14 protein-coding genes are annotated in these 13,155 nt (G+C 43.7%); 6 read left to right on the top strand and 8 right to left on the bottom strand.

The features are described 5' to 3' along the window. The first annotated feature begins 85 nt into the window (after positions 1 to 85). From ACSBL2_RS12775 to metQ, 4 genes are all read left to right on the top strand, one after another. Positions 86 to 505 carry a DUF983 domain-containing protein gene (locus tag ACSBL2_RS12775; RefSeq protein WP_442592087.1) on the top strand — a complete coding sequence of 140 codons (420 nt, stop codon included), beginning with the start codon at positions 86 to 88 and terminating at the stop codon, positions 503 to 505. Between the two features lie 163 nt (positions 506 to 668). Continuing rightward, the gene (gene metN, locus ACSBL2_RS12780; RefSeq protein WP_442592088.1) at positions 669 to 1,700 is read left to right on the top strand and encodes a methionine ABC transporter ATP-binding protein MetN; all 1,032 of its coding nucleotides are present in this window, start codon (positions 669 to 671) and stop codon (positions 1,698 to 1,700) included. After that, positions 1,693 to 2,349 carry a methionine ABC transporter permease MetI gene (gene metI, locus ACSBL2_RS12785; RefSeq protein WP_442592089.1) on the top strand — a complete coding sequence of 219 codons (657 nt, stop codon included), beginning with the start codon at positions 1,693 to 1,695 and terminating at the stop codon, positions 2,347 to 2,349. Before metN ends, metI begins: the two co-directional genes overlap by 8 nt. A 34-nt stretch (positions 2,350 to 2,383) precedes the next feature. Then, positions 2,384 to 3,196 carry a methionine ABC transporter substrate-binding lipoprotein MetQ gene (metQ, locus tag ACSBL2_RS12790; protein WP_442592090.1) on the top strand — a complete coding sequence of 271 codons (813 nt, stop codon included), beginning with the start codon at positions 2,384 to 2,386 and terminating at the stop codon, positions 3,194 to 3,196. A 106-nt stretch (positions 3,197 to 3,302) separates the two neighbouring features. Here the strand turns inward: metQ and ACSBL2_RS12795 are convergent, their stop codons facing one another. From ACSBL2_RS12795 to ACSBL2_RS12830, 8 genes are all read right to left on the bottom strand, one after another. Then, positions 3,303 to 4,514: an acetate/propionate family kinase gene (locus tag ACSBL2_RS12795; RefSeq protein ID WP_442592091.1), complete on the bottom strand. Its 1,212-nt coding sequence runs from the start codon at positions 4,512 to 4,514 to the stop codon at positions 3,303 to 3,305. 46 nt (positions 4,515 to 4,560) lie between these two features. Then, the gene (gene pta / locus ACSBL2_RS12800; protein WP_442592092.1) at positions 4,561 to 6,654 is read right to left on the bottom strand and encodes a phosphate acetyltransferase; all 2,094 of its coding nucleotides are present in this window, start codon (positions 6,652 to 6,654) and stop codon (positions 4,561 to 4,563) included. A gap of 119 nt (positions 6,655 to 6,773) precedes the next feature. Further along, on the bottom strand, positions 6,774 to 7,466 hold the full coding sequence (locus ACSBL2_RS12805) for an SOS response-associated peptidase (protein WP_442592093.1): 693 nt from the start codon (positions 7,464 to 7,466) through the stop codon (positions 6,774 to 6,776). A 53-nt stretch (positions 7,467 to 7,519) separates the two neighbouring features. Further along, entirely contained in the window at positions 7,520 to 8,176 is a 657-nt protein-coding gene (locus tag ACSBL2_RS12810; protein WP_442592094.1) for a DUF4142 domain-containing protein, read from the bottom strand. Between the two features lie 35 nt (positions 8,177 to 8,211). Then, a complete protein-coding gene (locus ACSBL2_RS12815; protein WP_442592095.1) occupies positions 8,212 to 8,544 on the bottom strand; it encodes a hypothetical protein in 333 nt (110 codons plus the stop codon). A gap of 3 nt (positions 8,545 to 8,547) precedes the next feature. After that, positions 8,548 to 9,204, bottom strand: a complete 657-nt coding sequence (locus ACSBL2_RS12820; RefSeq protein ID WP_442592096.1) for an ATP-binding cassette domain-containing protein — start codon at positions 9,202 to 9,204, stop codon at positions 8,548 to 8,550. Continuing rightward, positions 9,201 to 9,500 (bottom strand): hypothetical protein, encoded by a 300-nt coding sequence (locus ACSBL2_RS12825; RefSeq protein WP_442592097.1) that lies wholly within the window; start codon positions 9,498 to 9,500, stop codon positions 9,201 to 9,203. The genes ACSBL2_RS12820 and ACSBL2_RS12825 overlap by 4 nt, the downstream gene beginning before the upstream one ends. Before the next feature lie 39 nt (positions 9,501 to 9,539). Next, positions 9,540 to 10,451: an SAM hydrolase/SAM-dependent halogenase family protein gene (locus ACSBL2_RS12830; RefSeq protein ID WP_442592098.1), complete on the bottom strand. Its 912-nt coding sequence runs from the start codon at positions 10,449 to 10,451 to the stop codon at positions 9,540 to 9,542. A gap of 241 nt (positions 10,452 to 10,692) precedes the next feature. Here ACSBL2_RS12830 and ACSBL2_RS12835 point away from each other — a divergent pair, with 241 nt between their 5' ends. Together ACSBL2_RS12835 and ACSBL2_RS12840 are read left to right on the top strand one after the other, a co-directional pair. After that, complete coding sequence (locus ACSBL2_RS12835) at positions 10,693 to 12,033, top strand: serine/threonine protein kinase (protein WP_442592099.1); 1,341 nt, start codon at positions 10,693 to 10,695, stop codon at positions 12,031 to 12,033. A gap of 72 nt (positions 12,034 to 12,105) precedes the next feature. Beyond that, positions 12,106 to 13,074, top strand: a complete 969-nt coding sequence (locus tag ACSBL2_RS12840) for a hypothetical protein (RefSeq protein WP_442592100.1) — start codon at positions 12,106 to 12,108, stop codon at positions 13,072 to 13,074. Positions 13,075 to 13,155: the final 81 nt, after the last annotated feature.

Below are 13,155 nucleotides of genomic sequence, written 5' to 3' on the forward strand. Positions count from 1 at the left end.
CAGTTTATGAACTATCTCAGGCATACAGCTCTTAATGACAATGGATATGCTGATGATAACTCATACGCATAAAAATTATATTCAGATGAAACCGATCTCAAAATTCGAAGCTGTTGTTCAATGTAAATGTCCCCGTTGCAGGGAGGGGAATATTTTCTCCGGGAGAATGTACTCCTTTTCTTTCAAAGGACAAATTACCAATGAATATTGCCCTGCCTGTGGTTTAAGATTTGAAAGGGAACCAGGATTTTTCTATGTATCCATGTTTATCAGCTATGCGATGAACGTAGCGGAAATGATTACCGCCAGCGTTGCCACCTATGTCCTGGGAATGCCTTTGGAATACGATAATTTATGGTATTATGTAGGAATTCTATTGCTTACTGTGCTGATCTGTTCCCCGTTCAATTACCGTTATTCACGTGTTTTCCTGTTGCACTGGCTCACCCCAGGCCTTGGATATATTCCGGGCAGTGCAGATAAAAAGGTTGACCTGACCCGATAAAGCTGACCAACAGCATTTACCATATATAAAAAAAGCCAAACTTAACAGTTGGCTTTTTTTATTTGTCACGCAAATAGCATAGATGAGCTATAGTCTATATAAATACTAGAATTTAACTATTATTCCTATTTTTGCAGCTATATTAATAGCGCTTTAAATTTTCATGATCGAACTAAAAAAAATTACAAAGCAGTTTCATCACAAAAGCCGTGAGATTACTGCCTTGTCCAAGGTGTCATTAACTGTTCCCAAAGGAAAGATTTTTGGCGTTATCGGGGCCTCAGGTGCCGGTAAAAGTACCCTGATCCGTTGTGTGAATTTGCTGGAAAGGCCTACTTCCGGTGAAGTTATCGTGGATGGGGTTGACCTCCTGAAATTGACGCCTGCACAGCTGGCAAAGGAAAGAAGACAGATTGGAATGATTTTTCAGCACTTTAACCTGCTGTCGTCCAGGACTGTGTTCGATAATATTGCTTTTCCTTTGGAGCTGGAAGGCCTGCCCAAAGAAGAAATCAGGCAAAGGGTGACGGCATTGTTATCGCTCGTGGGACTGGAGGAAAAACAGCACGATTATCCGGTGAGCTTATCTGGCGGACAAAAACAAAGGGTGGCCATTGCCCGTACCCTTGCGAGTAATCCCAAAGTTTTGTTATGTGATGAAGCCACGAGTGCCCTTGACCCGGCAACGACCAAATCTATCCTGGTCTTGTTAAAAGATATCAATAAACGGCTGGACATCACCATTCTGCTGATTACCCATGAAATGGATGTGGTCAAGAATATCTGTGATGAAGTGGCAGTGATCAGCGCCGGTCAGCTGATCGAACAGGGAACTGTAAGCGAGATTTTTGCCCATCCCAAGGAAGCGCTTACCGCTGAGTTTGTTGCCTCTTCATTAAAAGTAGACCTGCCTGCTGAATATACGGACCGTCTGGTAAAGGTAAAGAACGATAAGAATAAACCACTGCTGAAACTTGATTTCACCGGTTTATCTGCCGGAGACGCCGTAATTTCTGAAGTAAGCCGCTTATTCCAGCTGGATAACAATATCATTTATGCCCAGATAGAGAATGCCGGTGGTGTTCAATTCGGTACCATGGTGGTGGAAGTCTCCGGGACTGAGGAAAATAATCAAAAGGCAATTGCCCATTATCAAACCAAACAGATTAAAGTGGAGGTACTCGGATATGTCTGATTCAATGATTTTATTGTTACTTAAAGGAGCACTGGAAACGATCATCATGACCTTTACCGCTGGATTTTTCGGATTTGTGATCGGTCTTCCCACAGGGGTGATGTTGTACCTGACGCGTAAGGGGCAGGTACTGGAGAACAGGGTCCTCAACCTTACTGTTTCTGTTATCGTCAATATCTTCCGCTCTATTCCATTTATTATCCTCATTGTCTGGATGATTCCTTTTACGCGGATGCTGGTAGGCACATCTATCGGAGTGGAAGCTGCCCTGGTGCCTTTAAGCATTGGAGCCGCCCCATTTATTGCCAGAATGGTAGAGAACAGTCTCATTGAAGTACCTGCCGGTTTGGTTGAAGCGGCAAGGGCTATGGGCGCCACACCTTTTCAGATTGTCTATAAAGTATTGCTGCCGGAGGCCCTGCCATCCCTTATCAATACGGCATCAATTACGCTGATTACCCTTGTCGGTTACTCGGCCATGGGTGGTGCTGTTGGTGCCGGGGGACTGGGACAGATCGGTTACCAGTATGGTTATGTAGGCTACGATGTGGTGGTCATGAATACGGTATTGCTGGCATTGGTCGCGCTGGTCTTCTGTATACAGCTGGCAGGTGATTTTATCTCCAGACGTGTAGACCACAGGAAATAACTAATTTTATCAAAATAATATTTTTTACATGAGAATGAAGAATCAATTACTGGCCATCACGAGCCTGCTTATACTTACTTTTTTGATCAGCTGCGGAGGGGGAACGAAAAAGGACAATCCGAATGCAATTAAAGTGGGGGTGGAAGCTGGCCCGGAATACAATGTCGCCCTGGCTGCGCAAAAGGTAGCGAAGGAAAAGTTTGGGCTGGATGTTGAGCTGGTACAGTTCAACGATTATGTGATGCCAAATGAAGCCCTGCACCAGGGGGATATCGACCTGAATGTTTTCCAGAACAAACCTTACTTGGATGTACAGGCCAAACAGCGTGGGTATAAATTCGTTATTCAGGGCAATACCTTTGTGTATCCCCTGGCAGGTTATTCTAAAAAGATCAAGAAGACGGAAGAGCTGAAAGATGGCAGTACAATTATTATCCCTAATGATCCTACCAACGAAGGCCGGTCGCTATTGCTGTTGCAAAAAGCAGGATTGCTGAAATTAAAAGATAATGTAGGCCTGTTGCCTACACTCAATGATATTGTTGCCAATCCTAAAAACCTTAAAATCGTGGAATTGGAAGCACCACAGTTACCAAGGGCATTGGATGACCAAAATGTAGTCATTGCGGTAATCAATAATACTTTTGCCACTCCGGTTGGACTGATTGCGAATCGCGACGGACTATTTGTAGAAGATAAGGAGTCGCCTTATGTAAATATCATTGTATCCAGGGAGGACAACAAGGACGCTGAAAAAGTGAAAAAGTTTGTGCAGGCCTTTCAGTCACCTGAGGTCGCCAAAGCTGCAGAAACAGAATTTAAGGGCGGAGCTGTGAAAGGCTGGTAAAAATATCCCGAACAATTCATCCAAAAAAATACAAAAAAAGGGGCTTCCATATAAAAGCCCCTTTTTTAATACCTATTGAAATAGGTACTGATGTTCTGCCTAAAGCTTATTCCACTACGGCTTCCACCATATGGTAGCACTGGTTGGCAATTTCAAATTCCTCATTTGTTGGGATCACCAGGATCTTCACTTTAGATTCCGGAGTACTGATGTCCAGCGTTTTGCCTGCATACTGTGCATTTTTCTTCTCATCCATGATGATATTCAGGTAATCCATATCTTTACATACCGCTGCACGTGTGGCATTGTCATTTTCTCCTACACCTGCAGTAAACAGGATGGCATCCACACCATTCAGGATAGCTGAATAGGCACCTATAAACTTCTTGATCCTGTAAGCATATATATTTAAGGCCAGTTCTGCGGCATGACTGCCCTGGCTCAGCATTTTCCTGATATCACGCATATCACTCGAACCGCCTACACCCAATAAACCAGATTGTTTATTCAACAAGGCTTTCACCTGTTCGGTGGTATACCCTGAACTTTCCATCAAATGGAAGAGCACGGAAGGATCAATATCTCCTGAACGGGTACCCATCATCAGTCCGCTTAAAGGACCGAAGCCCATGCTCGTGTCGATAGATTTACCGTCTTTAATGGCGGTCATGCTGCATCCATTTCCAAGGTGGATACTGATCACCTTGGCATTCGGTTTATTCAACCAGGCTGTTGCCTGCTCACTCACGTACTTGTGGCTGGTACCATGGAAGCCATATACCCGTACTGCATGCTCTTTGTAGTAATACTCAGGAATCGCAAAGCGGTAAGCTTCTTCCGGTATCGTCTGGTGAAAAGCAGTATCAAATACGGCAATCTGTTTGGCATGAGGGAATGTCAGTTCCGCCACTTCAATACATTTATAGGATACCGGATTGTGTAACGGTGCCAGTGAAGACAGATCTTTGATCTTCTTCTTCACTTCTTTGGTAATTAGGGTAGCACTGGAGAAAAATTCACCTCCATGTACCACACGGTGGCCAACAGCAGTGATATCATCTACACTGCTGATTACTGCATGTTCACCTTCAGACATCATTTCGAACACATGTTTCAGTCCGTCGCCATGGTTTGCAATGAACGTATCTTTTTCCTTGGTGATTTTACCACCATCTGCTGCGAACAGCGTATGTTTAATGAAAGAGCCTTCAATACCAATTCTTTCCACCAATCCGGTACAAACAGGATGGTGGGCAGGCATTTTAAAAAGCTGATATTTTAGGGAACTGCTCCCTGAATTGATGACTAGAATATTCATATTAAAGTATATCGTCTAAATTTATGTATGCTTTTTTACTAAGGGATTAATTGTCCTGGCACTGGATGGCGGTAATCACTACCGTATTGAAAATATCATCCACAGTACATCCACGGCTTAAATCGTTGATCGGTTTGTTCAGTCCCTGAAGCATTGGCCCGATAGCCAGTGCACCGGTTTCACGTTGTACCGCTTTATAGGTATTGTTACCGGTATTTAAGTCAGGGAAGATCAACACGCTCGCCCGGCCTGCAACTTCAGACCCCGGCATTTTTTGTTTTCCTACCAGTGGATCAACTGCAGCATCGTATTGAATAGGGCCTTCAATTTTTAAATCCGGACGTCTTTCCTTAACAATCGCTGTGGCCTCACGTACACGTTCCACATCTTCACCTTCACCTGAACTTCCTGAGGAATAAGATAACATGGCAATACGTGGTTCAATACCAAAACGGGCACTGCTTTCGGCAGAAGAGATGGCAATTTCAGCCAGCTGCTGCGCAGTAGGGTTAGGGTTAACAGCACAGTCTCCAAAAATGGCTACACGTTCCGGCAGGCACATAAAGAAGATAGAGGAAACCACGGAAACTCCTTTTTTGGTTTTTACAAACTGAAGTGCCGGTCTGATTGTATGCTGGGTAGTATGTACTGCACCGGAAACCATTCCGTCTGCATGACCTTTGTACACCATCATGGTGCCATAATAAGATACATCCGTCATCATATCCCTTGCCATTTCCATGTTCACATTTTTGGTCTTGCGCAACTCGTATAAGGTCTCTACGTAATCATCATAATGATCGGAATCTGCAGGATTGTGGATGTGGATGGCATTGATGTCCAGCGTTAGGCCCAGTCTTTTAATGGTCGTGCCGATTTCCAGCGGATCGCCCAGTAAAGTGATCTCTACAATCTCCTGGCTAATCAGTTTCTCTACGGCCTTTAATACGCGCTCGTCATTTCCTTCCGGTAACACGATGTGTTTTTTCTGGCTTTTTGCCCATTTCATCAATTGATACTGGAACATATGCGGTGTGATCCCTTCGTATTTAAAGGTAATGATCTTATCATCCAGCACCTGTACATCTACGTATTTCTCGAATACATCAATCGCAAGTTCTATTTTCTTCCTGTTGTCAATGGTGATTTTGGAATGGATGGCACCAATGGCTTTAGTGGTTTCAAATGTTCCCATCTCTACAGAAATAATAGGGATAACCGTCTGAAGACCTTCAATTAGCCTGAGCATCGGCTCATCCGGTAAAGTTCCTGCGGACAGGACAATCCCAGCTACTTTAGGATAGTTTGCCGAAAGGTTGGCCTGCAGGGAACCTATAATAATATCACCACGGTCACCAGGCGTTACAATCAGCACATTTTCTTTGATGTGTCTCAGGAAATTAGGAAGCATCATCGCACCGGTAATGAAATGATCGACCTGATTGACCATCAGTTCTTCCCCGAATAATACTTTGGCATTTAAAGCATGGGTAATTTCTTTCATGGTCGGACTCTGCAATCCGCTCTCCAAAGGAATAATGGTAATCATCGTTCCTGCCGGAAGCTGTTTGCTCAGTGCCTCGCGGATTTTTTCTGTATCGTCCAGCGCTACCATGTTGGCAACCACACCCAATACCTGTACATCGCGCATCAGGAAATTCCGGTAAATCGTCGTTGCTGTATTCACCAGCTGTGAAGCTGTTTTATCCTTTCCGGAAACTACCATGATCACCGGGGCACCCAGGTTTTTGGCAATCTGCGCATTGGATTCAAATTCGAAGGCAATGCCTTCACCCAGGAAATCACTGCCTTCAATAACGGTAAAGTCGTAGTTTTCCTCCAGTTTTTTGTACTTGCTGATGATGGTATTGATCATCTCGCCGGTATTCTCCGCTTCAGACTGATGAAGAACCTGCTGCCGAGTGAAAGCATAGGTATCGGCGTAATTGATGGGAAGGGAAAAATAATCCAGGATAGCCTCAATATGCTGCTCCTTTTTTGCAGGGTCTTCCTGCGCGATAATGGGTTTAAAATAGCCCACTTTCTGGGTTTTGGCGAGTAACATATTCACCATTCCGAAAGCGATGACTGATTTGCCTGTGTAAGGTTCTGCAGAGGCTATAAAAATATTTTTAGTCATGGGAAATTAATTATATATACACTAATAACGAATCCTCAGCAAGGTAGGACGAAAAAAATTAATTACGGAACGTTGGGAATGAAAAGCTGCGAATAGGTGACGAAGATCAAATAAAAAGTCTAAATAGTGATCCTGGACACTAATTCCGGGTGGTTATTTGGCAGCTTATTCAGCACGGTAGAATTGACTGCAGGGGACACCCGAAAGCTCTCCATCAGCTCATCAGGATAGGCATCACAGAGGCCAAGCAGGTCCGGTACAGAAAGGTCTTTGCTGAGCCATAAACTTTCTTCCTTTTTGTCCAGGATCACCGGCATCCTGAATTTCGGATCATGTACTTTTCCGACAGTTTCGTTGGCAGTGGTGGTCATGATGGCAAAGGAGCGATACAGTTCTCCTGAAAAGGGATTTTTCCACTGGCTCCATAAGCCTGCAAAGGCGAATAATTCCCGGTCTTTGAGCACAAACCTGTAGGGGAGGGCAATCCCGCTTTTCTTGTCCCATTCATAAAAGCCATCAGCCAGAACCAGGCAGGTTTTATGGTGCTTCAGCAATGGTGAGTAGGTCTTTTTCAGATTGGCCTCTTCACTTCTTGCATTGAGGGTGGAAAAATCCAGTTTGGTGCTCTGTGCCCAATAAGGAACAAGTCCGAAATGCATTTCCTGTGCCTCCCCAGGCGCATCAGCGGTGATCACCAATCCCTTCTGTGTCGGTGCCAGGTTATAATTTGGAATAAACCCCGGCGGCAGCTTTACCTCATACGCTTTTTTTAATTCTTTCTGCTGTTTGGTCAGCGTATATCTCGTGCACATGCAGCGAAAATACATTTTTAAATCCTGTCCGGTAGTTTAACGCAGAAAAAATATCAATGCTTCTGACTCAGTGAATCCGGATTGGCATTGGAAAGGTCATCCCCATTGCCGGCATTGCTGATGTTGAGGTCCTTCCCGATTTTGGTGATCATTTTGCTGTGCTGCTGGATAACCGGCAGGGTATTCAGAATGAAATTTTTCAGGTTTTCATCTTTATAGGAAGTAGCATGCCCGAACAGCTCTTCCGCTGCCTGGTGATCAGTCACCATCATGTTGATATAATGGATATCAAAAGATCTTCCGGTGAGTTCCTGCATTTGTTTGATGTGTTTCAGCTGTGTTTCACTCAGGGTAGATGGGATAGTGATCCCTTTGCCTTTAGCCAGTTTGGCCAGGTCGGTATTCGCTTTTGTATGGTCTTTGACCATCATGCTGGCAAATTCCTTAATTTTTGCATTGGCAGTTTTGATCACAGCAATTTTTGCGGTTTCAATTTCTGTCATTCCTGTAGCATAGGCCTGGATGATAAATGCTTTTTCATCTCCTTTTAAATCTACATCCGCAGTATATACCTGTGCCCTGGAAGTGGTGTCACTAATGGTGTCTGTATTTGTTGTTGCAGCTTCATCACGGTTATTCCGGTCTGCATTTTGACAAGCACTTATGCCCAGTGCTGCTGCGATAAGAAAGGTTAAATGGTAGTTTTTCATAATGATATTTTTTGATACCTGTGAAATGAAATTATTTACAGGCTTAACAAATTTAAATGCCATTGGTTTGTGCTGGTTTCAAAATAGGTCTTGATGGAAAGGTAGTAGTCCATTACAACCATGTAGAAATGGGGATGAGGCGGCAACTGTTCGCGACGTGTTCGGGCAGCCTGCTGGTATATACTCATTTTATTGCCAGCTAACTCCTGATCACCACATAGGAAAAACAAGATTTGACTGCTTATGGACTGGGTATATACTGGGTGTTTTCCAAAGCAATGACCAACAACGCGCTGAATCATCAAAATATGGTTTTGTTGTCGATAGTCAAAGAAGCTCAGGCTATCTCTAAATATTTCAATTTTCATCGATTAAAATCTGACATATTCCAGGTATTCCAGTTCTGCCAGGTCTTTGATTAACCGTATTCTTCCGTCAACCAGTAAATAAAGATCATCCTGAACCGCAATAATTTCACGATACAGGTGATCCGTAACCAATATCCCTTTGTGCTGCTTTTCTGTTGTGAGAAGTTTCTGTATACTTTCAATCCATACAGGACTTAAATTGGAAAAGGGTTCATCCAGCAAAACAAACTGGGTGTCTGACTTTAAAATGGTATAGATTTCTATCAATCTGCGTTGTCCTCCGGACAAGGAGGAGAGCGGCGAAAGGTATTTGTTGTTAAATTCAGGAAAGAGCACTTCGAAGGGAGCATAATCAACATTGAAATCTGAAAATGCCCTTTTCAGACTGATGTTTTTAGGGATAAAATGGAACTGGGGCAAATACCGCAGCAGTTCGGGACGCAGATAAGGGGTGTTTATCATTTTGCCATCAAACCGAACTGACTTATGGCTGGCATTCAGATTCCCGTAAATGATATTCATCAGCGATGTTTTTCCATTTCCGTTTCTGCCCAGCAGGCCGGTGATTTTTCCTGTTTCACATTGTATATAGATGTCTGAAAGGATTTTCCTTGTTCCAAATTCCAGCTGTATGCTGTCGGCTTCCATTTTGTGGATCATCGGTACGTTTCGGTAACCAAAAGTGCGACAAAACAGATCAGGAAATCAAACGCCAGTGTGCTGCTCCATAGATGTAGCTTTGACAGGCCAAAATTCATATAATAATAAAAATCACTTTTTTTATAGTTGCTGATATAATAAATGATAGTGCCTGTGGTCAAGAGCTTGAACCAGAAAATAATGGTGTAAGAGGGTGGGCCGTAAAGAAAAAGGGTATAGGCAGATAACAGCGTAAAAATGCCGGAGAGGAAAATATAACTTTTATAAAAGCTGATCAGCAGATGCCAGGATTTCATTTTTATCATTCTTTTGGACAATATACCATTTAATTGCCTTTACTTCTTCTGGAATCTTTTGAGCTCAATGCTCCAGTCATTACCACTCTGAATACGATGAACCGCAGAAAAACTTCCCTGGTTGAGTGCAAGGGAAACCTGCATTAAACTATTGAGATAAATCAGGGGCGATGCCTTGGGGACACCCGCAAATGTTTCATGATAAGGGATATTCCCTTCGTACTTTGTTTTTCCCTGGTGGGTAATGGTAACATGCAGCTTATCGCCAATACCGATCCCCAGTTTTTTTAATAAATCATCCCCGATATTCGTCCATATGTTCCCATACTGAATATCCAGGACGGTGATGTTTCCTTTCAGGGTTGTTCCCTCCATGACTGCTTTTTGATAGGGGATATGCACAACTTCAGGAGCCAATAGTTTTCCAACCCCGCTAAAGCTGATCTTTCCGGAAGCAAGTCTCGCCGCAGTATAGGCATACACATCCCTGCCGTGAAAAGTATAGGATTGCTGCGAACCCTGTCTTCTGTTGACAGTCTCATCTATTTCCCTCAATTCAGCAATTCCCGCTTCATCAGCCAATAGGGCCAGTGTGCCGTTGTCCGGACTGACTATGTATTGTCCCCCAGAAGTTTTTAAGACGACAGATTTTCTGTCCGTGCCTACTCCCGGATCAACAACAGAGACAAAAACAGTCCCTGACGGATAATAGGGTACGGTTTGGAGTAACCTGTAGGAAGCCTCCCAAATATTGTATGCTGGAATTTCATGCGTCAGGTCGTACAGTTTGAGATTTGCCGAAACTCCCAGTGCCACACCTTTCATGGCAGCTACAGCCCCATCTTTTAATCCAAAATCCGACTGGAAGACAATAATGTTGTTTTGTGCCAGGCTGATGCTGCTCATCAACAGCAAAGCAGACAGCAAAAAAGAAAGGAATTTTATCTTCATCGTTTAAATAGTTTTTTCATGCCACCGTTGAATCCTGATTCCCGGCAGCTGCGCATTTCATCTTCAATTCTTTCCTCAGGTAGAGCAGAGCTGCAGGATGGTGTCAACAATATAACATTTGTTGTAATTTAATGAATAATTGTGGGCTTAATTTTAATAAATTAGTCATGAAAAATTATTAACTGTATCATTGGAACCATAATTGTGTATGTTTACCCGTATACAGAGTTGAATTAGCTAGATGAGTAAAGTATTTACGATTACTGAAGGCCTGGAAAATATGGGTGCACTGCGTACCGGTGGCCAGGGTTCAGTGTATAAAGGAAGACGTTTTGGCCCCATTATTTCTGCAGTAAAATTACTGCCAACACCGGTCCATACAGAAAGTGCAGATGATAAAAATTTCAAAAGCTTTCTGAATGAGGTGGATAAACTGAAAAAGGTAAATGAAGAGCCCAATCCGAATGTGGTTAAAATCCTGAATTCAGGAATTACCGAAAGCGGATCTTTTCCATTTATTGAAATGGAGTTTATTGACGGACCCGACCTGGAGGAGTTACTGAAAGAACCACATGATCAGATTTTCAGCATCAAGGAGGTGATCCGGGTTGCAGATCACCTGGCCAACGCTTTAGCCCATTGCCATAAAGTTGCTGTGAAACACGGGGATATCAAAAGTAACAATGTAAAATATAATGTGCATACCGGAAATTATGTCCTGCTCGATTTCGGACTCTCGGCCATGTCTGATGAGCAGCGGAGAACCAGTATCAGGCATGCCGGAGCTATCGAATTTATGGCGCCTGAGCAAAGCGAAGGACAGCTGTTGTTTGAAACGGATGTGTACAGTTATGGGGTGATCTTATATGAATTGCTGGCGGGACAGGTGCCTTTCCCGCTGACCGATAACGGCCAGAAATCACGAAATGAAGTATTGATCGGCCACCTGGAACTGGAAATCCCAGATGTATTGTCTGTCAGGGAGCAGCATATTCCGGGCGACTGGTCGGATGATAAAAAATGGCTGGAGATGCAGGTGCCGCAATGGTTGCTGAATGTGATCAACCGCTGCCTGGAAAAGGATCCCGAAAAACGCTATGCCGACGGAATGATCCTGCAGGAAGCAATTGTGAAAAGCAGCATTGCCGATACGGGAACAACAGCAGTGGCCGTCGCCGGTACTTCCCTGTTGCAAATGGAAAACGAACGCTTGCAGAACCTGATTTTGCATTATCAGGAACAACAGAGCCCGGTAGTGCAGGAAAGGGATACGAGTGTGGTGGTGATCGGTAAACCTGTTTTTTATGTCCTGGTGCTGAGTGTGGTGCTGATGGTTGCTCTCCTAAGTTATTTCCTTATTTTCAGGGAACCGCAGGAGCCGGTAAGAAGGGCAGTGGTACCAGAGGAAAAAAGTTCCGTTAGCCCGGCAGATACGACCAGTGATAAAGGCTACAGCTGGGATAAGGAAAGGGATACCCTGGTGGATACGGTAGTGCGGGAGGAAGCAAAGCCCGTACAGCTTAAACCTGTACCCGTTCCGGACAGCAGTGTGATGGATGTAGATACCCTACTGAATTTTTAGTGCATATTATTTGTATGTATAATGGATAACTGTGTTGGCGTACAGACACGTTTGATGATAAAATAGAATTTCATGGCAGAAAAGCCCACATTTTGGAAAAGGACCGGTCTGCAGGACTGGTTTCTCCCGGCAGAAAAACAACAGGCGAAACAAGTCGCCAAAAGTTTAACCCCCGATGAGGTATATAAATATATTATTGAAAAATTTAAGGAGTCGATAGGACAGCTCTCTTTTGCCAACAGGATCGTATTTTATCACGAATACATCATTTGCTTTAATGAAGAGGACTATAAGGAATTCTTGTCCCAGAAGCAGGGGCTGTTTGGCATTATTGTCCACGAATCGGTGAACCAGTTTTATCAGATTCTCGCTGCCTACAAAAAGGAAGGAAAAACTGTTGAGCCTTCAGGCTCTAAATGGGTGTTCCGACTGGCTTCCCATCCGGAGTATGAGAGAGGTGATAAAGGATTTATTGGTAAACTGTTGCCAGAGGCAACGCAGAAGGAGGAAAACCTGCGGGTGACTTTCATTCCGAGGCAGACGGGAATCGCAGAAACGCTGGATGTCAACCAGGAAATTCTCGGTGGATTTACCTATTATAGTGAAGGATATTATGAACTCCCTTACCAAAACGACCTGACGGAAGCGCTCAGCGCAGCAGGAGATACAAAACCGGCAGCCCAGCGTGCTGACAAGATTTATGCGCGGCTGGAAACCATTATGCCGGATCAGAATTTCAGGGGTAAAAAGCTGGAATACCTGATGAAAAATGAAGAAATTGTTGTTTCGGGAAATGAAGAACAGCGGAAGGAACCCCATGTGTTCACTATTCCATCCGATTGGGTGAATACCCCGCACCTGAGTATTCGTTACAATACCTCAGACAGTAAGTTCTACCTCGCTTCATATGGGGAAAAGACCATTGTAAATGAAAAGGAAGTGACAAGGAGTGAAATCAATGCACCACAATGGGTGGAATTGCCTTTTAATTCCAGGATTCTGCTGAACGGAATTATAGGGGTTAATATTTTTAAAGCTTAAGTTTATGTCTCAATATTTATCCATTGGATTACTGGTTATTGCAGTTGTATTGCTGCTATGGCATTTTTCCGATATCAAAAA

The sequence above is a fragment of the Pedobacter sp. AW31-3R genome (assembly GCF_052180285.1).
Taxonomy (GTDB): domain Bacteria; phylum Bacteroidota; class Bacteroidia; order Sphingobacteriales; family Sphingobacteriaceae; genus Pedobacter.

What these genes read in the sequence shown, in the direction of transcription:
- ACSBL2_RS12775 (WP_442592087.1), top strand. Translation starts at nt 86, where the DNA reads ATGAAACCGATCTCAAAATTCGAAGCTGTTGTTCAATGTAAATGTCCC.
- metN (WP_442592088.1), top strand. Translation starts at nt 669, where the DNA reads ATGATCGAACTAAAAAAAATTACAAAGCAGTTTCATCACAAAAGCCGT.
- metI (WP_442592089.1), top strand. Translation starts at nt 1,693, where the DNA reads ATGTCTGATTCAATGATTTTATTGTTACTTAAAGGAGCACTGGAAACG.
- metQ (WP_442592090.1), top strand. Translation starts at nt 2,384, where the DNA reads ATGAAGAATCAATTACTGGCCATCACGAGCCTGCTTATACTTACTTTT.
- ACSBL2_RS12795 (WP_442592091.1), bottom strand. Translation starts at nt 4,514, where the DNA reads ATGAATATTCTAGTCATCAATTCAGGGAGCAGTTCCCTAAAATATCAG.
- pta (WP_442592092.1), bottom strand. Translation starts at nt 6,654, where the DNA reads ATGACTAAAAATATTTTTATAGCCTCTGCAGAACCTTACACAGGCAAA.
- ACSBL2_RS12805 (WP_442592093.1), bottom strand. Translation starts at nt 7,466, where the DNA reads ATGTGCACGAGATATACGCTGACCAAACAGCAGAAAGAATTAAAAAAA.
- ACSBL2_RS12810 (WP_442592094.1), bottom strand. Translation starts at nt 8,176, where the DNA reads ATGAAAAACTACCATTTAACCTTTCTTATCGCAGCAGCACTGGGCATA.
- ACSBL2_RS12815 (WP_442592095.1), bottom strand. Translation starts at nt 8,544, where the DNA reads ATGAAAATTGAAATATTTAGAGATAGCCTGAGCTTCTTTGACTATCGA.
- ACSBL2_RS12820 (WP_442592096.1), bottom strand. Translation starts at nt 9,204, where the DNA reads ATGATCCACAAAATGGAAGCCGACAGCATACAGCTGGAATTTGGAACA.
- ACSBL2_RS12825 (WP_442592097.1), bottom strand. Translation starts at nt 9,500, where the DNA reads ATGAAATCCTGGCATCTGCTGATCAGCTTTTATAAAAGTTATATTTTC.
- ACSBL2_RS12830 (WP_442592098.1), bottom strand. Translation starts at nt 10,451, where the DNA reads ATGAAGATAAAATTCCTTTCTTTTTTGCTGTCTGCTTTGCTGTTGATG.
- ACSBL2_RS12835 (WP_442592099.1), top strand. Translation starts at nt 10,693, where the DNA reads ATGAGTAAAGTATTTACGATTACTGAAGGCCTGGAAAATATGGGTGCA.
- ACSBL2_RS12840 (WP_442592100.1), top strand. Translation starts at nt 12,106, where the DNA reads ATGGCAGAAAAGCCCACATTTTGGAAAAGGACCGGTCTGCAGGACTGG.